This window comes from Luteolibacter sp. Populi, assembly GCF_040801775.1.
Classification (GTDB): domain Bacteria; phylum Verrucomicrobiota; class Verrucomicrobiia; order Verrucomicrobiales; family Akkermansiaceae; genus Haloferula.
The window spans coordinates 4,199,534-4,221,226 of the sequence record NZ_CP161812.1 but is presented as its reverse complement, the minus strand read 5'-3'; the positions used below and the strand labels follow the sequence as shown (position 1 = coordinate 4,221,226).

Below are 21,693 nucleotides of genomic sequence, written 5' to 3'. Positions count from 1 at the left end.
CCGTTCGAACAGATTGTCCCCCGAGCCTCGTTCATCCGCTCAGAGGACTGAGCGGACTACTTTTATCGGATCTCGTGGAAGCCGAAGTAAGGCACCAGCGCCTCGGGAATGCGGATCGAACCGTCCGGCTGCTGGCACTGCTCCAGCAGCGCGACGTAGAGCCGCGGCAGGGCCGTGCCGGAGCCGTTGAGCGTGTGGCAGAAGCGGTTTTTCCCTTCCCCGTCCTTGAAGCGCAGCTTCATGCGGCGGGCCTGGTAATCGCCGAACCACGAGCAGCTCGACACTTCGAGGTACTTCCCCTGCCCCGGTGCCCAGACTTCGATGTCGTAGGTCTTGGCGGCATTCGCGCCGAGATCGCCGGTGCAGAGTTCGATGGTCCGGTAGTGGAGGCCGAGCTTCTCGAGCGCCGATTGGGCATGGACGGTCAGCTCTTCAAGAGTCCGCAGGCCGTGGTCCGGGTGGACCAGTTGGACCAACTCGACCTTGTCAAACTGGTGAATGCGGATGATCCCGCGGTTGTCGCGCCCGGCACTGCCCGCCTCGCGGCGGAAGCAGGGCGTGCAGGCGACCAGCTTTTTCGGCAGTTCGCTCTCCGCCAGAATCATGTCGCGGTAGAGATTGGTGACCGGCACTTCCGCGGTGGGTGCGAGGAAGAGCTGATTGCGGCCGTCCTCGCCGGGATCGGTGCCGTACATGTCGTCCTCGAATTTCGGGAGCTGGCCGGTGCCTTCCATGCACTCGCGCTTCACGACATACGGGACGTTCACTTCCTCGTAGCCGTTGGTGCCGCTCTGGAGGTCGAGCAGGAAGGAGATCAGGGCACGCTCGAGGCGGGCGCCCTTGCCACGGAACACGGCGAAGCCCGACCCGGCGATGCGGGTGGCGTCTTCCAGCGAAATCAGGCCGAGCGCCTCCGCGAGGATCAGGTGGTCCTTCGGCTCGACGATCTCCGGCTTCTCCCCCAAGTCCGGACGACCGGGTTGGCGCTTTCGTTCTCCCCCGGCGGGCAGTCCGGATGAGGAAGATTCGGGATGCTCATCAGCAACTCGTGCTGGCGCTGGGTGGCGGCGTCCGCCTCGGCGTCGAGCGCGGCGATCTTGTCGTTGATGCCGCGGACCTCGGCCTCGATGGCCGAAGTGTCCTCACCCTTGCTCTTCAGGAGCCCGATTTGCTTGGAAGTCTGCTTGCGCTCGGACTGGAGGGTCTGCTTCCCGGTCTCGGCACGGCGGCGGGACTCGTCGCAGGCAAGGACGTCATCGATCAAATTCCAGTGGGCACCGCCGCGCGCCTTGAGGCGGGCGCGGAAGTCGGCGGGATTATCGCGGATCTCGCGGATATCGAGCATGGCGGGGCGAGCCTTAGAGCATCCCCGGGCGAACGTCCAATGCGGATCGACACCTGGATCCCGGAAAAAAAGACCCCGGCCGGAAATCCAGCCGGGGTCGGTCACTACAGCCGGTGGGCTGGCAAGCTCACTCCACGGTGACCCGCAGGAAGCCCCTGGACCCTCTGGCGGGAATGGCTCCCTCAAGGCGGAAGCTCCGATAGGACCAGCCATCGCTCAGTTCGGGCAGTCCCTCGGCGCTGGCCGTAAGCTCCGAGACGTCTTGGTCAAAGGTCGCCAAATCGTTCGACGCGGCCACGGTCCAAGTGACTCCATCGATCGTCGCGGTCAGGGATGGGGAACCTCCGAAGTCGGCATCATCCCGCACCGGGATGGTGAGCACCAGGGCCTGCTCGGTGCCGACGGTTTCCAGGCGGCTGCGGCTTTTCCCGGAATCCACGCCACTCGCCGGATTGCCGTCGAAGGCGAATTCCACGAGGTTGCTCAAGCCGTCGCCATCAGGATCGGCGCCTGCCTCCGCATCGGCACCGGTGAGGGCGGGGTAATTGGTCGAGATCCAGTCTGCAAACGGATCCGCACCACTGACCAGCAGCAGGCCATCGCCCGTGATCAAGGCGCTCGGGTGTTCCGCGCCGGATCCGATGCGACCCCAGGTGCCGGTGGCTTGCGGGACGCCGCCGATCTCGAAGACCGCCAGCGTCTTGGTGCCGGTGTAGTCGAGGCGGAGGGAAGCGGTGGCCGCGAGATCGAGCGTGGATTTCGTTCCCAAGGACCCGGTGCCAGCCAGGACGAAGCTGCCTTCCCGCACTTCATTGGTTCCCGTGTTAGTCGCGCTGCCGGTGTAGGTCAGCGTGCCGAGGCCGGTCTTGATGAAGCCATTGGCACCAGTGACCGGGGCGTCAAACAGCAGGTCGGCAACCGCGGCACCGTCCTCGACCGCGAGCACCAGGCTGCGGTAGCCGGTGTCGATGCCGCCCGCATTGCGGATCTCGCTGGCGTTGGCATTGGCGAGCACGCTGATCGTGCTATAGCGGCCATCGTGGTTGGCAGGGTCATTGTAACCCACGCTGGCGATGGCGGCCGAGCCGGTGACGACCCCGCCATCCAGGACGAGGCGGCTGGTTTCCGGGTTGAGGTTTTTGCCGAGATACTGCCGTCCATTGATTTCGAAGGTGCCGCCGGCCACCGTGATCTGGCCGAGGGAGGAGGCGTAGTCCCAGTAGTCGCCGCCGATGGAGTCCAAGCCGGTGAAACGCAAGATCCCGCCGGTATTGACGGTGGCCTGGAAGGCCTCGCCGCCGAGAGGAGCGCCATTGAAGGAACTGCTGCGGAATTCCACGCTGCCGCCATCGATGACCAAATCGGCAGCAGATGTGGCTGCGGATCCCGAATAGCCCGTGAAGGTCAGGGTCCCCTCCCCAGTTTTGGTGAGGGTGGAATCGAAATCCAGCTTCCCTTGATGGTCCAAGGTCATTCCCGAAGCGACTTCAATGGTGGAACCGCCTCCCGCCACATTCAGCGGTCGGACGACCGTCTGGTCCGTCGTGGCTTTCAGCGTGGCATCCGTGAGTTCGAGGCCGCCGGTCGCGCCCAAGGAACCTTCCGCAGCGGCGACCAAGGTCCCGCCGGACACGGTCAGCTTGCCGGTAAAGGTATTCGCACTGCCGAAGGTGACGCTGGTATGTCCGTATAAATCGAGCGCCGTCGCGCCGCCGATCGAGCCTCCGGAGAAGACGTATTCGAGGGAGTCGTTCACGAAGGTAACCAAGGCCGGCTTCACCTCGCCGGAGATGGTGATTTCACCCGGGGCCGCGGTGTCATCGAAGATCACCTCATCCCCCGGCTTGAAGACGGCAGAGGTGGAGGAATCACTGTAGAGGCTCCAGTTGGATGTCACCGCGTTATCCCAAGTGGCGTTCGGAGAGCCGGTCCAGAGGAGGGCATCGACCTCCGTGATCACCAGATCGATTTTCGTTTCGGCGACGTTGTCGACCAGCTCGGCATCCAGATGCGGGGTCCCTAGCGAAAAGCCCGCAAATCCGGCACCACCGATGGTGCCCTCATAATCGATCAGGGTGTAGGTGCCGGGGACGATCCGGTCGTTCGAGACAATCTCGATGAGGTGGGTGTGGCCAGGGGCAGTGCCGACGGACAACCCGCCGGATGAACTCACCGAGACGGTGTCCGCACCGGCGCTCCCGATGCGGAAGGTGGAGGTCAGGCCATTGCCCAGCGGGGCCGTTTCGTAAGTAGTGTCCTGCTCGTTGAAGAAGTGATCGGCCGGCGGCGGCACGACCTCGATCACGAGCCCGGCGAGGGTCCCGCGCACGGTCGTGGCCCGGGGAGCGCTTTTCAGAGTGATGACATCGTTGGTCAGCCCGACGGAATAAGCGGACTCGCCGAAGAGCGGGCCACCGCTACCGGTGACCGGGTTGGCAAGCGTGGCCAGGACCGTTCCCGTAGCGGTCGTGCCTTGATAGATCGTGACAGCAGTGAATGCCGTGGCGTTGTCCGAACTCTGGAGGGCGCGGACCCGGTAGGTCTTGCCCGGCGGAAGGAATGAGGACAATCCGCTCAAGGTGACGCTCAGGCCGGGCGCGGTATCGTCCAAGTAACCGTCGCCGATGTCATTGGGCATATTCGTCCCCCAAGTATTGGCGGAAGAGTAGGAAACGGTGACGCCGGTGGCCCCCGGTGCGGCGACCGCCTCATTGGTGGCGCTGGGGGTTCCGGCAGAGTTGTGCCACTGGCTGGCGGGAACCCCGGAGTAGGTGAGACCGCTCGCGGGATTCACCGCGAAGCCGCCGGTGCCGTTGCGAAAATTGATGCCGAAGGACTGGGCCCCGGCACCCGTAACGCCCGCAAGAGACGCGACGGAAGCTGTCAAAAGTAGAATTTTTCTCATCGTTGTGTCCACGTTATACGGTCCATAACGCATAAAAAATGCCACAACGTGAACTAAAGTGCCGCAATTCTTGAAAAGGACAAATCAGCCCTCTCGTCCTCCGCCAATTGCCCGCCCCGAGCCTACTTCGAGAAGTATGTGACCACGAAATAGAGGACCACCAAGAAGAAGAGCCCGCCGAGCACGGCGAGGAAGTTGCGTTTCGCCTCGCTGGTCTTCTTCTTCCGCACGGGCACCTGATAGGTGGACTGCGGGGCGAAGACGCGGCCGGGAACATGCAGCGGGGCCTGCGGCACATTCGGATTCTGCACCGGCGGAATATCCGGCGGCGGGGGTCCGGTGTCCGCGACCACCGACACCGGCTGGGTGGTGGTGTGGAGACTGGGCGGGGCACCGTCCGGCGGAGCCAGCGGCTGGGGAGCGGTGTGGGCCTTCACCGGTTGCTCGAGCGTCACCGCCGTCGGCACCGGGGCGGGACGCGGCGGGGGAGCTCCGGCCATCCGCGGGCGGGCAGGGCGTGGTCCGGCTGGCACGATCGGCTGGGTGATCGTCTGCGAGGGTGGGACATCGAGCTGGATGAAGCTCTTGAGGGTCTCCCGCGCGTTCTCCGGCCGCTCGACCGGATAGCGGTTGATGTGCCACATCACCCAGTCACAGGCCCACTTCGGCAGATCGGGGCGGACTTGGTTGAGCGGGATGACCCGGTGCTCCAGGTGCGACGCCATCACCTGAAGGGCGGTATCGCCCTCGAAAGGCGAGCGGCCGGTCAGGGTGAAGTAATAGACGCAGCCGATGGAATACATGTCCAAGCGCGAGTCCACCTCGCCGCGCTCGAACTGCTCCGGGGCCATGAAATAGATCGAGCCGAAGATCGAGTCGTGGTGATCGACGGTCTGGAGCGAGGCCTTCGGGCTGAATTTCGCGAGGCCGAAGTCCACCACCTTGGCCTGGAAGCGGCCCGAAGGCAGCCAGTTGACCATGATGTTCGAGGGCTTCAGATCGCGGTGGATCAGTGCCAGATCCTGCGCGGCGATCAGGGCTTCCTGAATCTGAAGGACCAGTTCGCGGAAATCCGGCCAGGTCAGCGGCGCCTTCTCGACAATCGCATCAAGGGTCTGGCCGGTGAGCAACTCCATGACGACAAAGGGCCCGTCCTCATCGGAGCCGACGTCATAGATGGTGACGATGTTCGGATGCTGGAGGGCGGCGAGCGCGCCGGTCTCCTTCTCCATCTGCTTGGTGGCCTCCTCGCGATGCTCCTCGTCATCGCCCGAAATGATCCGTTTGACCGCCACCTCGCGCTTCAGGGCGCGATCGTATGCACGATAGACCGCGCCGAGGCCGCCTTGGCCAAGTTTTCCGCGGATCTCGTAGCGTTCCTCCATGAAGTGATCTTCCGTTAATGTGAAGCCGGGGTTTGCGATGCGGCAATGAATAAAAAACGGAGCCGTTAGGCGGCTCAGTCGGTCCAGAATCGGTGGATTCCGGCGCGCATCATCGGGTCGCGGCGGCTTGCTTCGTCGATCACGTCATTAACTCCCCGGCGCCAACCGTGGTAGGCGGCCAGGGTCTCGAAGCCGGCATTGAGGGAGCCTTGCATCGGATTGTGGAGGACCAGCCCGACCTCCATGTTTTCGGGAAGACCTTGGGGAAAGAGGAGTCCGGCACGGCCGAGATTGCGGATGCCGGTGGCCAGATCCGCACGGCCGGTCAGGGCCAGTTCCATGATCATGGCGTGCGGGTGGAGCCAGCGGAAGCCGGGGATATCCGCGCCGCTGGCGGTGTAGCCGGCGCCGGGCATGCCAGCCTCGCCCCCGGAAAGCCCGAAGAGACCGAGCCGCGCGGCGGCGGAGTCCGGCCAGTTTTCCACCACGTAGCGGGCCTGCCGCTCGTAAAGATCCCGGCGCGCCACCGGCCAGACGGTCCCGGAGACCAGGTCCGGCACCTTGCTATCGAAGTCCGGGTAGAAGAGGCTCTGGATCTCGGCAATGAAGGCGGCACCGCGGAAAACCCGCCCGCCCTGCTCCATCCGCCCGCGCGGTTCCCGGCCGGGCACCATCCCTTCCAAGGCGAGAACCAAGGCCGTTTCGCCGCCCCAATCCTGCCACTTGCTGGCCAAGGGCGTGGTCCCGTCCTGGGTGAAGCCGTGGCCGATCCAGCCTTCCGAGTCGGTCATCTGGTCGAAATTGAGATCCGCCACAGCCTGCGCGACGGAGGAAGAGACGTCCTCCAGATCGAGTATCCCGGCGGCGAGACGCAGTGAGTGGAGGGCGATCGAGGTGTCGATCGTGCTGTATTCCGTGCCCGGGTGGATCTCCGCCCGGCCATCCGGCCCGCGGCGGCTGAAGTGGGGCAGGAAGCCTGCCGCCTTCTGCATCCCGAACATGGTCTGCGCGGTGCGCCGGATCTCCGCCGCCGCCGTTTCCTTGTCGAGAATGCCCTCCTGGGCGGCGGTCGCGGTGGCCAGCGCATGGAGGCCGGAGGAGGAAATCGAGTCGAAGACTCCGGCGGGAATGTGAGCGCGGTCGCGGGTCAGGCCGCTGGCGGGATCGTGGCAGCGGCGCAATTTGCCGAGGGAGATCCGGAACAGCCATTCCTCCGGCGCCATCTTGCGGTGCTCGACCTCGAAGCCGATCGAGGAGACCTCGACCGCGCAGCCCGGCTCGGCGACCCAATTGACATATTTCAGCAGCCCCAGTCCCCCGGTGGGAACCTCGAAGCGCTGGCGGGTCCGCTCCCCGGGCACCAGGTTGATCGGCCGGGCCCAGCATACTTTCTTCGCGGAATCCGAGAGTTCGACCCGCAGCGTCCCTTGGCCGCGGGCATCCACGGTCACGGCGATCACCCGTGCGCGGTCGGCCTCCGGGCCGCCGAAACCGGTGACATCACCGGGGTCGAAGAGGCGCTCGCCTTCCGTCGCCAGGCCGGCGAGCGAGTGCCAGGTGCCAGTCCACTCGCCATCCGGCTTGGTGCGGATGGTGCCGGAGTGCGCATCGATCCGCGACTGCCCGGGACCCATCCAGCCGAAGTCCGTGCCGAAGTGGGTGAAATTCTCGAAAGGATTGATCGGCGGAGCCGCGTCCGGCCGGTCGCCGGGAAAGGAGATCGAGTAGTCGGTGACAGGTTGCCACGTGACCTCGGTCTCCGCGGCCAAGACCGCAGGTCCGAGCGAGAATGCCCCGATGAAGAGAAGCGACCGGAAAAGCGGTCCGCAGCGGTCTCTCCTTGTCGCGCCGGGGGGACGGCGTTCGTGTGAAGGGGTATGTCTCGGTTCAAAACGGAAATACTGTTGGGTGCCGGTATTTCGACTGAAAAGGGATTCCAGTGCCCGCCACTATGCCTGCACTCCCGGGATCGATCAACCCAAGAAGGCCCACCTACGCGATTTTGCGGGGTCCGCCTTACAAGGCGCGTCCGTTCTGCGGCTGTTAGCCCGCATTCCGTCACCCGCAAAGAGTCCCCGCTAGCGGCTGTCCGCTGTCGCTTTGATATCGGTCAGGGCGGCGATGAAATCTCCGAGGATCTCCGCCGGCACCATGATCGTGTCACGATTGCCGCTGACGTCCTCGGTGATCTTCACCACCATGCCGCGTGAGTTTTCTTTGAGATCGAGGAAAAACGTCTTCCGGTCCGCCAAGATCTTTTCCGTATGCAAAAGGTCGCTATCCACCATGCCTCCTTTCCTTGAATGTGGCGCGATTTTGTAAAGCATTCCTTAATTGTCAAGGAAAACGCCAATCCTAGTACTAGAGGAATAGGTATTCGTGCTTCAGCCATGCCAGCAGGTCATCCTTGCCCTTCTCCGATTTGAGGTCGGCGAAGAGGAAGGGACGGCTGCCGCGCATCTTCGCGGAATCCCGCGCCATCAGCTCGAGATCGGCACCGACGTAGGGAGCGAGTTCGGTCTTGTTGATCAGGAGCAGGTCGCTGGTGCGGATCGCGGGACCGCCCTTGCGCGGAATCTTGTCACCCTCCGCGACGTCGATGACGTAGATGTAGGCATCGACGAGTTCGGGCGAGAAGGTGGCGGAGAGGTTGTCGCCGCCGCTCTCAATCAGGATCAGCTTGAGATCGGGATGCGCGCGCTCGAGATCGATGACGGCCGCCATGTTCATGCTGATGTCGTCGCGGATCGCGGTGTGCGGGCAGCCGCCGGTCTCGACGCCGCGGACGCGGTCGGCAGGTAGCACGCCCTCGCGCAGGAGGAACTCGGCATCCTCGCGGGTGTAGATGTCGTTGGTGATGACCGCCAGCGAGAGCTCGTCCTTCAACCACTGCGAGAGCCGCAGCACGCACATCGTCTTGCCGGAGCCGACGGGGCCGCCGACGCCGAGGCGGAAGGGACGCTTGGCGGAGATTTTTTCAGGAGATGAAGAGTCGGGCATCGGCGCGGGCATGGCGGAGTGAGGCGATTTCTAACAAGGGATTAAACCAGCCGTCGGGCGGCCGGGAAAGGGCGGAATCGATCTCCGCGCCGAGCCGGTCGAGCGTGCGGCGGACCACGGCTTGGCAAGCGCTCTGGCCGAGCCGCATCAGCTTCATCGAGGCGGTGGCGAAGCCGGTGACGGTCTGGAAGCCGAAGGCCCGCGCGGCTTGGGCGATCGGGATGAATGCCAGCTCGATCGCGGTAACCACGAGATGGTGGCTGAAAGGGCAGCCCGCGGCGTGGGCCTCGACCAGCGGCGAGGGCGCGAGCTGGCGAAGCAGTTCAAGACGACGCGAGCCGATGCGGCGTGAGGCATCGCGGATCTCGGCGGGAAGACGCCAGGCATCGAGTTCCGTATCGAGTTCTAACAGACGGGTGGTGTCCGCTTGATTCGCCGCCGCGTGGGCCTGGACGAAGTACGGGAGATCGAAGGTCAGCAAGGCCGGGAGGATCTGGGTCTCTAGGAAGCGCTCGAGGTCCGCGGCATCCTTCACGACCCCCGACTCGACCAACTCTTCAAGCCCGAAGGAATGCGCGTAAGCTCCCGAGGGATACTGGGAGTCGTTCGCCTGCATCAGCCAAAGCCAGGGATCAGACGGCATGGGCCATGGCTTTCAGAGGTTGAAAAAGAACCTCGGGCTCGTTGAAAGCCCAGCCCTCGCGTTCGAGGAGATTGGCCATCGCCTCGTCATGAAGCACGAGGATGCGGTCATCGAGGATCTGGGCCGGGAGATGGAGATTCCCGACTTTCCACGCGACCAAGGCGGCATGGGCAGGCCCGGCGTAGCAGACCTCATAGACGGCTTCCGGAAGCTGGCGAACGATGTAGTCCTTGCCGCCCTGCTGGAAGATCACGCAGCCATCCGTAAGGCGGTCCTCCAAGTCGAATCCGAACTCAATGCCGTCCTCCGCAGCGCCACGCCAGCGACGCTTGAGGAACTGGCGGCGCTCGGCACTGAGCGTGAGCCGGTCTTCGGGCGGAAGGTCCGAAGACGGAGCGAGTGAGCGCTGGATCAAATGCATGGGATTCGGGCAGGCGGGCTTCCAAGCCGCTACGAATGCGGGATGAAGCAAAGGAGTGGTCCCCTGAGGATACGCGGGACGTGGTATGTAGTCCCGCCTTTAGGCGGACGAAGCCAAGGTGCAAGCCGTGACATGGGCGGAGGGCTAAAACAGAAAATACCGCTGCGCCATCGGCAACACCGCCAAGGGCTCACAACGCAGTTCCTTCCCATCCGCCGTCACCGTGTAAGTCTCGGGATCGACGGTGATCTTCGGCAGAGCGTCGTTAAAAGGCAGATCGCGCTTGGTGACCGTCCGGCAGCCCTTCACCGCAACAAGGCGCTTCTGCAAACCGAGGTCCGCAAGCGATCCAGCTTCGAGTGAAGCGGCGCTGACGAAGGTCACGGATGTCGAGTGGATTGCCTTCCCAAAAGCCCCGAACTGCGGCCGATACATCATCGGCTGCGGCGTCGGAATCGAGGCATTCGGATCGCCCATGTTCGCCCAAGCGATGAGCCCGCCTTTCAACACCGTCTCGGGTTTCACGCCGAAGAAAGCAGGCTTCCAGATCACCAGATCCGCGAGCTTGCCAACCGCGATGCTACCAACCTCATGCGCGATGCCGTGGGTGATCGCAGGGCAGATCGTGTACTTCGCCACGTAGCGCAGCGCGCGGAAGTTATCCGCGGCGGGATGAGCCTCATCCTCCAGCTTGCCGAACTGCACCTTCATCTTGTGCGCCGTCTGCCAGGTGCGGGTGATGACCTCGCCGATGCGGCCCATGGCCTGCGAGTCGGAGGACATCATCGAGATCGCGCCGAGATCGTGGAGCAAGTCCTCCGCCGCGATGGTCTCGGGGCGAATGCGGCTTTCGGCAAAGGCAACGTCCTCCGGGATCCGCGAGTCGAGGTGGTGGCAGACCATGAGCATGTCGAGATGCTCGTCGATCGTGTTCACCGTGAAAGGCCGCGTCGGATTGGTGGAAGACGGCAGGACGTTGGCCTCGCCGCAGACGCGGATGATGTCGGGAGCGTGACCGCCGCCCGCGCCTTCTGAATGATAAGTATGGATCGTGCGGCCCTTGAACGCGGCCAGCGTGCTTTCGACGAAGCCGGCCTCGTTCAGCGTATCCGTATGGATCGCGACCTGGACGTCCAGTTCGTCGGCGACGGAGAGGCAGGTATCGATCGCGGCAGGAGTCGTTCCCCAGTCCTCGTGAAGCTTCAGACCGATGGCCCCGGCGAGCACCTGTTCGCGCAATGGCTCGGGCGAGGAGCAGTTGCCTTTGCCGAGAAAGCCGAGATTGACCGGAAACGCTTCCGCAGCCTCAAGCATGCGGCGGATGTTCCACTTCCCCGGCGTGCAAGTGGTGGCATAGGTGCCATGCGCCGGGCCGGTGCCACCGCCGATCAAAGTGGTCGTGCCGCTGGCAATCGCATGCTCGATCTGCTGCGGGCAGATGAAGTGGATGTGGGTATCGATGCCCCCGGCCGTGATGATGCATCCTTCACCCGCGATGACCTCGGTCGCCGCGCCGATCACCATGCTGATGCCGTCCTGCAGGAGAGGATTCCCCGCATGGCCGATGCCGACGATGCGGCCATGCTTGATCCCGATGTCCGCTTTGATCACGCCCTGCGCCGCATCGAGGATTAGCGCATTCGTGATGACGAGATCGAGGCAATCGGCATCGCAGGCGAGCGGCGATTGGGCCATGCCATCGCGGATCACCTTGCCGCCACCGAATTTCACTTCGTTCCCGTAGCCGCCGTTCTCCGCGATCAAGTCGCGCTCCACCTCGATGAAGAGTTCCGTATCGGCAAGGCGGACCTGGTCCCCGACCGTAGGGCCGAAGGTGCCGGCATAGTTGGCGCGGGTTTGATTCATCGGAAAGTGCGTGCTGCGCGTTTCGTGGGATGCCGCAGCGGAATGAAAGCATAGGCAGGGCTGCTCATTCGTAATGAGCAGGTCGTCGGTTCAAATCCGACCAGCGACCCGAGCCATCTGCGTGCTGCGAAGGCAATTTTAACCGCGAAACAACGCGAAATACCGCGAAATTTAAAAGGCAGAAAACCCAAATGCTTGGAAGCTTCTGCTCTCTCCTCTCTTGTCTTTAGATTTCGCGGCATCTCGCGTTTTTCGCGGTTAAATCTTCAGCCTGAACTACGAGTCCAGTCTCCCATCCACCAAGTTATTCAGCCCGTAAATCTCCCGCTTGCCCGCAAAGGCAACCAGCGGCACCTCACGGGTATCTCCAGGCTCGAAGCGAACTGCCGTCCCCGCCGGAATATCCAAGCGGAAACCACGCGCCGCGCCACGGTCGAAATCGAGTTCGCTGTTCACCTCCGCGAAGTGGAAGTGACTCCCCACCTGCACCGGCCGGTCGCCCTTGTTAGAGACCGCGAGGCTCAGCTTGGCCAAGCCCGCGTTGATCTCGATGTCCGGCGCGCCGGCAGCAGTGATGACTTCGCCGGGGATCATGGCAGTGCCTGTCTGAAATCTGAAATCTCAGATCTCAAATTCCGAATCTTGGATTTTAAATGCATCGCGATCATCTTACGGGATGGTGAACGGTGACGAGCTTCGTCCCATCCGGAAAGGTCGCCTCCACCTGGATGTCGTGGATCATTTCCGCGACGCCTTCCATGACTTGGTCACGGGTGACGAGCGTGGTGCCGTAGCTCATGAGCTCCGCCACCGACCTGCCATCACGTGCGCCTTCAAAGATCTCGGCGGTAATCAGCGCCACGGTCTCCGGATGATTCAACTTCAGGCCGCGGTCGCGGCGGCGGCGGGCGAGGTCGGCGGCGACGACGACGAGAAGCTTCTCCTGTTCACGCGGGGAAAGGTGCATGGCCGCGGAGTCAGAAGGCTGCGATCAGGGCCAGCGAACCGCCGAGGGCGAGCGCGGCACCGATCCGGACTTTCCGGTTCGAGTGGAAGCGGAACACCGCATAGGCCGCCAGCGCCAGCGTGGCCAAACCGATCTCCAGGTAACCGTGCAAGTGGAAGTGATCCGCGCGCAGTTGGTCGAACTCGTCCTCCTCCCCCGGGTGGTAGTGGCCCGGATGGGCAACGGCGATGGCTGGCAGGAAGACGAGCAGCCCGAACAGCAGGCGATCAAGGGTTCGGCGGATCATGGTCAAACGGTGAGAAACTCCTTGATGAGCTCGTCGCTCAAATCAGTCATCGGGCCGGATGCAGCGACACGGCCACGCTCGAGGATCGCGAAGTCGTCGCCGAGTTCCTTGCAGAAATCCAAGTACTGCTCGACCAGTAGGATCGCCATCTCGCCCTCGTCACGGAGCATCTTGATGGCATCCCCGATCTGGTCGATGATGTTCGGTTGGATGCCTTCGGTCGGCTCGTCGAGGATCAGGATCTTCGGCCGGGTCAGCAACGCGCGGCCAATCGCCAATTGCTGCTGCTGGCCGCCGGAAAGCATCCCGCCCTTGCGCGGCAGGAACTCCTTGATGATCGGAAAGAGGGTGAAGACACGGTCGAGTTCCTCCTGCTTCGGTTTACGACCGCGCGCGATGGTACCGACGTAAAGGTTCTCCTCCACCGTCAGCTGCGGGAAGATCTCCCGGCCCTGCGGGACGAAGCCGATGCCCCTGAGAGCACGCTTGTCCGGACTGAAGCGGGAAATCTCCTCGCCTAAAAATTTCACGCTGCCGGCATTGGTATCCATTAGCCCGGTCACCGCCTTGAGGGTGGTCGTCTTGCCGACGCCATTGCGGCCCATCAGGCAGAAAACCGTCTTCGGGCGGATGTCCAGATTCACGCCGCGCAGGATGCGGCTGCCGCCGATCGAGACGGAGAGATCACGGACTTCGAGGGTGGCGGCTTCGGTGGCTACGGCACTCATGCGGCTTTTTTCTTGCGACCGAGATAGACCTCGATGACGCGTTCGTCGTTCTGGACCTTATCGACCGCGCCTTCGCACAGGACATTTCCCTGATGGAGCACGGTCACGATCCGGCCCTGGGAAATCTGGCGGACGAAAGCCATGTCATGCTCGATCACGACGATCGTGTGCTTGCCCGCGAGCGAGAGCAGCAACTCGCCGGTGCGATGCGTCTCCTCGTCGGTCATACCCGCGGCCGGCTCATCGACCAGCAACAGCTTCGCGTCCTGCGCCAGCAGCATGCCGATCTCCAGCCACTGCTTCTGACCGTGGGCAAGTGAGCCGGCTTTCACATGGGCCCGCTCGGTGAGCTTGATCGTGGTCAGGATCTCATCCATCCGCTCCTCCTGCTCCTTGCGGATGCGGCCGAAGAGCGAGTGCCAGATGCTGCGCGATCCAGCCAGCGACAGCAGCAGGTTCTCCCGCACGGTGTGGTCGGTATAGACCGTCGGTGTCTGGAATTTGCGACCGATGCCGAGGCGGTAGATCTGATACTCGTTCATCTTCATCAGATCGTGGGTCTGCTCGAAGTGCAGGGTCCCGCTATCCGGCTTGGTGCGCCCCGTGATCAGATCAAGGAAGGTCGTCTTGCCCGCGCCGTTCGGTCCGATGACGGTCCGCAGCTCCCCCTTCTCCAGGGCGAAGTTGAGATCGCGGATGGCCTGGAATCCGGAGAAGGACTTGTTCAGTCCCTCCGCGGCCAGGAGATAGGGTTGCATGCTCATTTGCTTTTGGCGGCGGTGCTTGCGATGAGTTCGTCTTCCTCGGCCGCCAGCTTGAGGCCTTCGCGGCGGGCCAGCATGGCGCGGATCTGGCCGGGGATGCCGACGATGCCCTTCGGCAGGAACAGCACCACCAGCACGAAGGACCCGCCGAGAATCAGCGGCCACAGGTCGGGAAATTTGTTACTGGCCCAGCTCTTGAAAGCATTCACCGCGATCGCGCCGATGATCGGGCCGTAAAGCGTGCCGCGCCCTCCGAGGGCGACCCACACGACGGCTTCCAAGGACTTCTCGGTCAGCATCTCGCCAGGATTGATGATTCCCACCTGCGGCACGTAAAGCGCACCGCCGATACCCGCGATCATCGCGGAGACGACGAAGACGAAGAGCTTGTAGTTTGCCGCAGCGTAGCCGGAGAAAAGCACCCGGTTTTCGCTATCGCGGATCGCCCGCTGGATCAGGCCGAAGCGGCTCTTCGTCAGCCAAGTGCAGAACAGGAAGACGAGCACGAGCGTGATGGCGGAGGCAATGTAGAGCATCCGCTTGGCCTCCGGGGTCCGGAGGTCCTCGCCGAGGATGCTGCGGAAGTCGGTGAAGCCATTGTTGCCGCCCATCTTGATCAGATCGTTGCTCAAGAAGATCAGCGCGGCACCATAGGTCAGCGCCTGGGTAAGGATCGAAAAATACACCCCTTTGATCCGCGAGCGGAAGGCCAGGAAACCGAAGATTCCAGCCAACAAACCGGGCACCACGAACACCATCAGCGTGGCGAAGGGGAAGGACTGGAAGGGCTTCCAATAATAGGGCAATTCCTTCAGGCCGAGGAAGACCATGAAGTCCGGAAGATCGCTCTTGTACTGCCCCAGCTTGCCGATCATCAGCATCAGGTGCATGCCGAACATGTAGCCGCCGAGACTGAAGAAAAGCGCCTGCCCCAAGCAGAGCAATCCCGTGTAACCCCACAGCAAATCCACCGCGATCGCCAGGATCGCATAGCAGAGGTACTTGCCCCAGGTATTGAGCGTGAAGTCCGAGACGGCACCGGAGGCGTTCAAGGCCGGCATCACCACCACCAGAAAGAGGGCGGCGGCGGCGAGCAGTAACGTGGGGGTCTTCCCTGCGAGCTTGGTATTCATCAATCGAGGCTACGGGAACGGGTGGCGAAGAGGCCCGAAGGCTTCCACTGGAGGAAGAGGATGATGGCACCGAGCACGAGGATCTTGCCGAGCACCGGATTGCCCAACGCTTGCTGCAGCGATTGGTCGGCCATGCCGATGCCCAGCGCGCTGATCACGGTGCCCATGATATTGCCCACGCCGCCGACCACGACGGTCATGAAGGAGTCCACGATGTAGGCCTGCCCCAGGTTCGGGCCGGTGTTCGTGATCTGCGAGAGGAAGGCTCCGGCCAGGCCCGCTAGCCCGCTCCCGAAGGCAAAGGTCATCATGTTCACGCGCTCCGTGCGGACGCCCATGCAGGCGGCCATGCTGCGGTTCTGCATCACCGCACGGATCAGCAAGCCGAGCCGCGTCTTGGTCAGGATCACCCAGGTCAGGAAGATGATGAAGGCCGCGAAGGCGATGACGAAGACCCGGTTCCAATTGAAGGCCACATCATTGACCGTCCAGTTCCCGGAGAGGTACGCCGGGCTCTCGACCTGGACGTTGTTCGATCCGAAGACGAGCTTGAAGAGCTGCTGCAAGACCATCGAAACACCCCAGGTCGCAAGCAGGGATTCCAGCGGGCGTTTGTAGAGAAAGCGGATGATCGAACGCTCCAGCAGCAAACCCACGCCGGCCGCCACCAGGAAGCTCGCGGGAATCGCCACGATGAAATACATCCCCCAACTCGTGCCCGTGAGATTGAATCCCGGAATGCTGATCTTCATCCCGAAAGGCGACAACACGAGTCCGGCCGCGAAGATCTTCTGGATTACGTAGGTCGTGTACGCGCCGACAACGATCAACTCGCCGTGCGCCATGTTGATCACGCCCATCAGCCCGAAGGTAATCGCCAGGCCGATCGCCGCGATCAGCAGCACGCTGCCGTACGAAAGTCCGTGGAATGCCGTGCTCGCCGTATTGACCCGCGAGATATGGCCCGCGATGTCGCTTAGTGCCTTGCTACAGACCGCCGCCAACTTCGTCTGGCCCGCCGTCTCAGCCTCAGTGCGCACCGTCTTGATCGCCTCCTGCGATGCGATCGAGCCCATCTTACCAAGCTCCATCACCGCTGCCTCCCGCACCGCAAGATCCTCCGAGCGCAGCTTGATCAGCGCCATCGCCTCGACCAAAGCCGCCTTGACCTTCCCGCTCTTCTCGACCGCCGCGCGTTGCTCCAGCAGCACCAGCTTGTTAGGATCCTGCTCCAGCCCGGTATCCTTCACCGCCCGCAAACGCCTGACCGGATCGGCTGAAGAAAGCGCCATCCGGTCGGTCACGCCCTTCATGGCCTTGCGCAGGGAACTATCCGTATCCGCCATCGTGATCTCGTCCTTGGTCTTGCGGATCACCGCGCCATCGGCACCGGCGACGGTCTTGCCGGTGACGACCGAGGCGAGGGAATACTTGTCCTCCGCATCCGGCTCGCCTTCCAAGGTGACCGCAGAGACATTGCCCGCATCATCCTCAAGGAGATAGATCTCGCCCTCCTTCCACTTCGCGAACCAAATCGCCACTTCCTCGGGACTGGCAGCAGCGAGCGTCTCGACCAAAGCCTTCTGCTGATCCACATCGATCAGTGCCGATGCCTCCGCGACGACCTCGCGGGCCGACCGCGCCGCCTGATCCTGCGCCTGAAGCGGCGCGAACCAGAGATGCATCAACGCCACAACCCACCAGACCTTCCGGTCCAATCCTCTCCACTTGCCTGGCGAAGCGTGCAGCATGGTGAATTTACGCAGAAGCACCCGGCGTGCCACGTGGCTCCCGCGATCTGTCACGCATCTTCCCAAGCCATCAGGAATGGGAACAAGCTGGTACGGAAACAGCATGCCCCCGGGCCGGGACTCGACAAAGCGCCCGGATTCCGGCACGCCTGAGCGGCTTCGGCCACGCCAAAGCGTCCCGCAGTCAAAGACATCCTGTTTTCCCGCTGAACCCCGCGACCGTAGTCATGCCTGGATCCTTCCTGCCGAAACCCTTCGCTCACCCCTACGAGATCGACCCCAAGTTCTCGAAAAGTGCGGTCTATTTCTCCTGCGAATTCGCAATCGATCAGATCTTCAAAATCTACTCGGGCGGCCTCGGCTTCCTCGCCGGCTCCCACATGCGCTCCGCCGCGGCCATGCGCCAGAACGTCTGCGGGATCGGCATGCTCTGGACTTACGGATACTACGATCAGGCCCGCGGCGAAGAGCGCGAGATGGCCGTCCAGTTCCGCAAGAAGCAATACGCCTTCCTCCAGGACACCGGCATCAAGTTCCAAGTCCCCGTCCACGGCCACGCGGTCTGGGTCAAGGCGATGTTCCTGCCCGCCGATGTCTTCGGCACCGTCCCGATGTTCTTCCTGACCACGGACATCGACGAAAACGACGGACTCTCCCGCGCCATCACCCACCGCCTCTACGACAACGACCCGCTGCGCCGGATCGCCCAGTACATCGTGCTCGGCGCCGGCGGCGCGCGCCTGCTGGAGGAACTCGGCGTCGATCCCGAAGTCTGGCACCTCAACGAGGCCCACGGCCTCGCCGCCGCCTTCCGCGTCTACGAGAAACATCGTAGCTTGGAGGAAGTGAAGAAACGCTTCGTCTTCACCACCCACACCCCGGAGGAAGCCGGCAACGAAAAACACGACTTCAAGCTGCTCCACGACTTCTCCTTCTTCGGCTCCGTGCCGATGGCCGAAGTCCGCAAGGTCACCGGCATCGCGGACGATGTCTTCAACCACTCGCTCGCCGCCCTGCGCCTCAGCCACCTTTCCAATGCCGTCTCGAAGCTGCACGGCGACGTCTCCCGCAAGATGTGGGAAAGCTACCCGGACATCTGCCCGATCACCCACGTGACCAATGCCCAGAACGGCAAGTTCTGGAAGGACCGCGGCCTCGAGATGGCCAGGCTGGAAGGCGACACCGCCTCGCTGGCCAGCCGCAAGCGCGAGCTGAAGTCCCGCCTCTTCCAGACCGTCGCCAACCAGACCGGCAAGCTCTTCAATCCCGACGCCCTGACCATCGTCTGGGCCCGCCGCTTCGCCGGCTACAAGCGCCCCGACCTGATTACCCGCGATATCCGGATGTTCCGCGCGCTGGTCAACAACAACGAGCGCCCCGTGCAGATCATCTGGGCCGGCAAGCCCTTCCCCTTCGACTTCGGCGCGATCGAGACCTTCAATCACCTCGTCCAGATCACCAAGGACTACCCGAACGTGGCCGTGCTGGTCGGCTACGAACTCGAACTCTCCCGCCAGTTGAAATACGGCGCGGACATCTGGCTGAACAACCCGATCGTCACCCGCGAGGCCTCCGGCACCTCCGGCATGACCGCCGCGATGAATGCCGCGATCAATCTCTCGACCTATGACGGCTGGGTCTGCGAGTTCTCGAAGGACGACCACAACAGCTTCATCATCCCGCCCGCTGATCTCAGCCTGGCCCCCGACGCCCGCGACCGCCACGACCTGCTCGGCTTCTACGAGGCCATGGAAAAGGCACTCCCGCTCTACTACGATGACCCCGAAGGCTGGTGGAAGCTGGTCCTCAACTCGATGAACGAAGTCGTCCCCTTCTTCGACTCCGACCGCATGGTCACGGAATACTACGAGAAGATCTACGCGTGAGCGTAATCTAGGCTCTTTTCGTCCAGTAGCCCGGCTCCCGATGCAGGTGCATGACTGCAACCACTTCGATGCATCCGGCCTCGGGTTGGTGCTAGATTAGTCCGTAGGGGAAGTGTTCCGGGTGCTGGAGAACGCCGTCTTCCGCGGCTTCGATTTCATGGTAGAAGCGACTACCCAAGCCTTCCTGACACTCTTCGTACCAAGCCACGGCCAACAGAAGCTCGGTGCGAGCTTCTTCCAAATACACTAGCCTCATTTCGATAGAAGCGCTTGCACGTCCTTCCGGATGTCCTCGCGACTGTAGGCGCTGCTTTCCCCAGACTCGCGGCGAGCGATCCGCCGGGCAATTTCCGCGCTCCATGCCGGAGAAAGCCCGGCTTCGCCGTCCAAACTTTCCAAAAGGCGATCTGCGACGAACGAACGCTCGGCCCTCGGCAGGGTCATCGCTTCCTCAAGAATCTCCAAAGCTTTCGGCATGTCCGGATGCTACACGCGATCTTGCCGCCCGTCACGCGCGGAACCGTTCATCCCTCCGCGCTCCAAATCTTCAACACCCCCGTCTCCTTACACCGGCACCACCGCACCCTCATCCGCTCCGCCGCCTCGAACCTCACCGGCTGAATCCCCGTCCCCTTGTGACTCCCGTCACAAAACGGCAAATGCCCGGATCGCCCGCAAGCACACCACCAGTGCACGCCTGCTTCAATCTCCACCTGGATCGGCTCCCGCGCTTCCTCAGCCATGCCATAGCTTGGCAGGAAAACCCCGCTCACTCCAGATTCGACACCGGCACGACCCCCTCGTCCGCCACGATCACCACCGGCTTCTCCTTGGCCGCAGACCTCCCGGCCTTCGCCGAGAGCGGCACCGATCCCGGGCCGGACTGGCTGTAGGTGTCAGCCGGGACTTCGTTCAAAAATGTAGCTACCAACCAGGCCGCCAGCAGCGTGGCAGAACCCGTTACAAACAATCGCACTTTCATCAGGGAGCAAGGGTGCGGCACATGGCCGGCGGAAGTTGCGGGACGGGCGCCATATGCCCCGGATACCTCGCAAAAGTAAAGTATTTTCAATGTCTTGTTCCCCTCGCGCTTCCGCACGGGAGGGGCGCGTTCCAACAGGTCTCGTGCCGGGAAACAAGGGCTTTTTTCCGCAGTAGGACCAAAGTCCCATTCAACGCGTCAGCACGAAGGGCGCGCTCACATTGCCGAACCGGTCCACCGCGCTGACCGCTACCGCATCCGGAACGGAAGAAATCTCCACATCCTTCGAACCCGCGGAAACGACCTTCGCCATCCGCCACTGCTTGCCGTAGCGCGCCTGGATCGCATAGCGCGCGGTCGAGCGGTCCCCGCTCTGGATCGCCACCCGCACCGAGCTGCCATTGCCCGTGGCACTCGCATTCGGCCGGCCGGGGGTCTGCTGGCTCAGCCACGGCATCGGCGGCACCAGCGCCGGCTGCGCATACGCCCCCTTGGCCAGCAGGTTCGAGACCCCGCCGCGGTTCTGCATCAGCCCCTTCACGCTCCAGTGGATGTGCCCCGCCCAGTTCTTCCCAATATTCCGGGATAAATCGACCTGCTTCGTGATCTCGCTCGCCGGCCGCCCCGGATCTTCCGAGCTGCCGACCCGGCTCGTCGCGATCCCCGGCCACACCGGACGGCTCCCCTGCTGCCGCCACCAGCCCAGCAGCGCGGAGAAGCTCTGCTTCCGCGGCTGGTCCCGCCAATACAGCTGCGGCGCGAGGTAGTCCACCCAGCCGCTCGCCAGCCACTTCCGCGCATCGCAGCCGATCTGCTCGTAGGCATCGATCCCCGCCTCGATCCCCGCTGGCGTGCCCGGCCGCCAGATCCCGAAGGGCGAAATCCCCACCCGCACCCACGGCTTCGCCCGCTTCACGTCCGAATACAGCTTCTGCACGAAGTCATCCACGATCTTCCGCCGGATCGCCGGGCTGCGGCCATCGCCGAAGACCCGCCCGGCTTCCGGATACGGGTAAAAGTAGTCGTCCAGGTGCACCCCGTCGATGTCGTAGCGCTGCACCACATCCAGGATCGCCCCGAAGGCCCGCGCCCGCGTCTCGGTCTCCGCAGGATCGCACCACAGCAGATTCCCGAAGCGCTTCGTGATGTTCGGCGAGGCCTTCGAGACGTGGCTCGCACAACACGCCTGGCCCACATTCGAAAGCGCGCGGAAGGGATTGAACCACGCGTGAACTTCGATCCCCCGGGCATGCGCCTGGTTCACGCAGTAGCTCAGCGGATCGTAGCCCGGGGACTTCCCCATCGTCCCCGTCAGCCACGGGCTCCACGGCTCCTTGGACGATTGATAGACCGCATCGCAATGCGGGCGCACCTGCAGCAGCAGCGCATTCATGTTCAGGGAGGCCATCTTATCCAGAATCGCCCGCATTTCCCCCTGCTGTGCACTTGCCGACATCCCCGATTTGCTCGGCCAATCGATATTGTGCACCACCGCCGCCCATGCCGCCCGGAACTCCCGCGCCGGCATCGGCGGCTTCTCACCCGACGGGCGATAGCTTTGTGCAGTGCAGAACGAAGCGAGCAGACAAGTGAGGGCGGCGACCCGGGCAAACATGGCCCTTTAGATGCCC

23 protein-coding genes are annotated in these 21,693 nt (G+C 63.2%); 2 read left to right on the top strand and 21 right to left on the bottom strand.

The genetic code is table 11. From position 1 onward, the window contains the following. Window positions 1-62: 62 nt before the first annotated feature. The 17 genes from serS to urtB all read right to left on the bottom strand — a co-directional run bounded on the left by serS (window position 63) and on the right by urtB (window position 17,128). Window positions 63-965, bottom strand: a complete 903-nt coding sequence (serS, locus tag ABWK72_RS17240) for a serine--tRNA ligase (RefSeq protein ID WP_367870809.1) — start codon at window positions 963-965, stop codon at window positions 63-65. Continuing rightward, on the bottom strand, window positions 923-1,345 hold the full coding sequence (locus ABWK72_RS17235; protein ID WP_367870808.1) for a hypothetical protein: 423 nt from the start codon (window positions 1,343-1,345) through the stop codon (window positions 923-925). Before ABWK72_RS17235 ends, serS begins: the two co-directional genes overlap by 43 nt. 127 nt (window positions 1,346-1,472) lie before the next feature. Then, window positions 1,473-4,232 carry a hypothetical protein gene (locus ABWK72_RS17230; RefSeq protein WP_367870807.1) on the bottom strand — a complete coding sequence of 920 codons (2,760 nt, stop codon included), beginning with the start codon at window positions 4,230-4,232 and terminating at the stop codon, window positions 1,473-1,475. 140 nt (window positions 4,233-4,372) lie between these two features. Further along, complete coding sequence (locus tag ABWK72_RS17225) at window positions 4,373-5,635, bottom strand: serine/threonine-protein kinase (RefSeq protein ID WP_367870806.1); 1,263 nt, start codon at window positions 5,633-5,635, stop codon at window positions 4,373-4,375. A gap of 74 nt (window positions 5,636-5,709) precedes the next feature. Continuing rightward, window positions 5,710-7,404, bottom strand: a complete 1,695-nt coding sequence (locus ABWK72_RS17220) for a hypothetical protein (protein ID WP_367870805.1) — start codon at window positions 7,402-7,404, stop codon at window positions 5,710-5,712. 309 nt (window positions 7,405-7,713) lie between these two features. Next, on the bottom strand, window positions 7,714-7,962 hold the full coding sequence (locus ABWK72_RS17215; protein ID WP_367870804.1) for an RNA-binding protein: 249 nt from the start codon (window positions 7,960-7,962) through the stop codon (window positions 7,714-7,716). A gap of 34 nt (window positions 7,963-7,996) precedes the next feature. Continuing rightward, a complete protein-coding gene (gene ureG / locus ABWK72_RS17210) occupies window positions 7,997-8,635 on the bottom strand; it encodes an urease accessory protein UreG (RefSeq protein WP_367870803.1) in 639 nt (212 codons plus the stop codon). Further along, window positions 8,613-9,278 carry an urease accessory protein UreF gene (locus ABWK72_RS17205; protein ID WP_367870802.1) on the bottom strand — a complete coding sequence of 222 codons (666 nt, stop codon included), beginning with the start codon at window positions 9,276-9,278 and terminating at the stop codon, window positions 8,613-8,615. Before ABWK72_RS17205 ends, ureG begins: the two co-directional genes overlap by 23 nt. Beyond that, window positions 9,268-9,699 (bottom strand): urease accessory protein UreE, encoded by a 432-nt coding sequence (locus ABWK72_RS17200; RefSeq protein ID WP_367870801.1) that lies wholly within the window; start codon window positions 9,697-9,699, stop codon window positions 9,268-9,270. The genes ABWK72_RS17205 and ABWK72_RS17200 overlap by 11 nt, the downstream gene beginning before the upstream one ends. Before the next feature lie 144 nt (window positions 9,700-9,843). Continuing rightward, window positions 9,844-11,565, bottom strand: coding sequence for an urease subunit alpha (ureC, locus tag ABWK72_RS17195; RefSeq protein WP_367870800.1), 1,722 nt, complete (start codon window positions 11,563-11,565; stop codon window positions 9,844-9,846). A 276-nt stretch (window positions 11,566-11,841) separates the two neighbouring features. Next, entirely contained in the window at window positions 11,842-12,159 is a 318-nt protein-coding gene (locus ABWK72_RS17190) for an urease subunit beta (RefSeq protein ID WP_367870799.1), read from the bottom strand. A 70-nt stretch (window positions 12,160-12,229) separates the two neighbouring features. Then, entirely contained in the window at window positions 12,230-12,532 is a 303-nt protein-coding gene (locus ABWK72_RS17185; RefSeq protein WP_367870798.1) for an urease subunit gamma, read from the bottom strand. Window positions 12,533-12,542: 10 nt separating this feature from the next. Beyond that, complete coding sequence (locus tag ABWK72_RS17180) at window positions 12,543-12,818, bottom strand: hypothetical protein (RefSeq protein ID WP_367870797.1); 276 nt, start codon at window positions 12,816-12,818, stop codon at window positions 12,543-12,545. A 2-nt stretch (window positions 12,819-12,820) separates the two neighbouring features. Then, a complete protein-coding gene (urtE, locus tag ABWK72_RS17175) occupies window positions 12,821-13,546 on the bottom strand; it encodes an urea ABC transporter ATP-binding subunit UrtE (protein WP_367870796.1) in 726 nt (241 codons plus the stop codon). After that, the gene (gene urtD / locus ABWK72_RS17170) at window positions 13,543-14,310 is read right to left on the bottom strand and encodes an urea ABC transporter ATP-binding protein UrtD (RefSeq protein ID WP_367870795.1); all 768 of its coding nucleotides are present in this window, start codon (window positions 14,308-14,310) and stop codon (window positions 13,543-13,545) included. Before urtD ends, urtE begins: the two co-directional genes overlap by 4 nt. Continuing rightward, window positions 14,307-15,443 (bottom strand): urea ABC transporter permease subunit UrtC, encoded by a 1,137-nt coding sequence (urtC, locus tag ABWK72_RS17165; protein WP_367870794.1) that lies wholly within the window; start codon window positions 15,441-15,443, stop codon window positions 14,307-14,309. The genes urtD and urtC overlap by 4 nt, the downstream gene beginning before the upstream one ends. After that, window positions 15,443-17,128, bottom strand: a complete 1,686-nt coding sequence (urtB, locus tag ABWK72_RS17160) for an urea ABC transporter permease subunit UrtB (RefSeq protein WP_367870793.1) — start codon at window positions 17,126-17,128, stop codon at window positions 15,443-15,445. The genes urtC and urtB overlap by 1 nt, the downstream gene beginning before the upstream one ends. 293 nt (window positions 17,129-17,421) lie before the next feature. On the opposite strand from urtB, the gene glgP reads away from it, so the two are divergent. Both glgP and ABWK72_RS17150 read left to right on the top strand, forming a co-directional pair. Further along, entirely contained in the window at window positions 17,422-19,080 is a 1,659-nt protein-coding gene (glgP, locus tag ABWK72_RS17155) for an alpha-glucan family phosphorylase (RefSeq protein WP_367870792.1), read from the top strand. A gap of 112 nt (window positions 19,081-19,192) precedes the next feature. Next, window positions 19,193-19,330, top strand: a complete 138-nt coding sequence (locus ABWK72_RS17150; RefSeq protein WP_367870791.1) for a hypothetical protein — start codon at window positions 19,193-19,195, stop codon at window positions 19,328-19,330. A 2-nt stretch (window positions 19,331-19,332) separates the two neighbouring features. On the opposite strand, the gene ABWK72_RS17145 is transcribed toward ABWK72_RS17150, so the two are convergent. The 4 genes from ABWK72_RS17145 to ABWK72_RS17130 all read right to left on the bottom strand — a co-directional run bounded on the left by ABWK72_RS17145 (window position 19,333) and on the right by ABWK72_RS17130 (window position 21,677). Continuing rightward, window positions 19,333-19,557 carry an addiction module protein gene (locus ABWK72_RS17145; protein ID WP_367870790.1) on the bottom strand — a complete coding sequence of 75 codons (225 nt, stop codon included), beginning with the start codon at window positions 19,555-19,557 and terminating at the stop codon, window positions 19,333-19,335. Between the two features lie 47 nt (window positions 19,558-19,604). Further along, window positions 19,605-19,823: a CDGSH iron-sulfur domain-containing protein gene (locus ABWK72_RS17140; protein WP_367870789.1), complete on the bottom strand. Its 219-nt coding sequence runs from the start codon at window positions 19,821-19,823 to the stop codon at window positions 19,605-19,607. A 26-nt stretch (window positions 19,824-19,849) separates the two neighbouring features. Continuing rightward, the gene (locus ABWK72_RS17135; protein ID WP_367870788.1) at window positions 19,850-20,062 is read right to left on the bottom strand and encodes a hypothetical protein; all 213 of its coding nucleotides are present in this window, start codon (window positions 20,060-20,062) and stop codon (window positions 19,850-19,852) included. A gap of 190 nt (window positions 20,063-20,252) precedes the next feature. Next, complete coding sequence (locus tag ABWK72_RS17130; RefSeq protein ID WP_367870787.1) at window positions 20,253-21,677, bottom strand: glycoside hydrolase family 10 protein; 1,425 nt, start codon at window positions 21,675-21,677, stop codon at window positions 20,253-20,255. Between the last annotated feature and the right edge of the window lie 16 nt (window positions 21,678-21,693).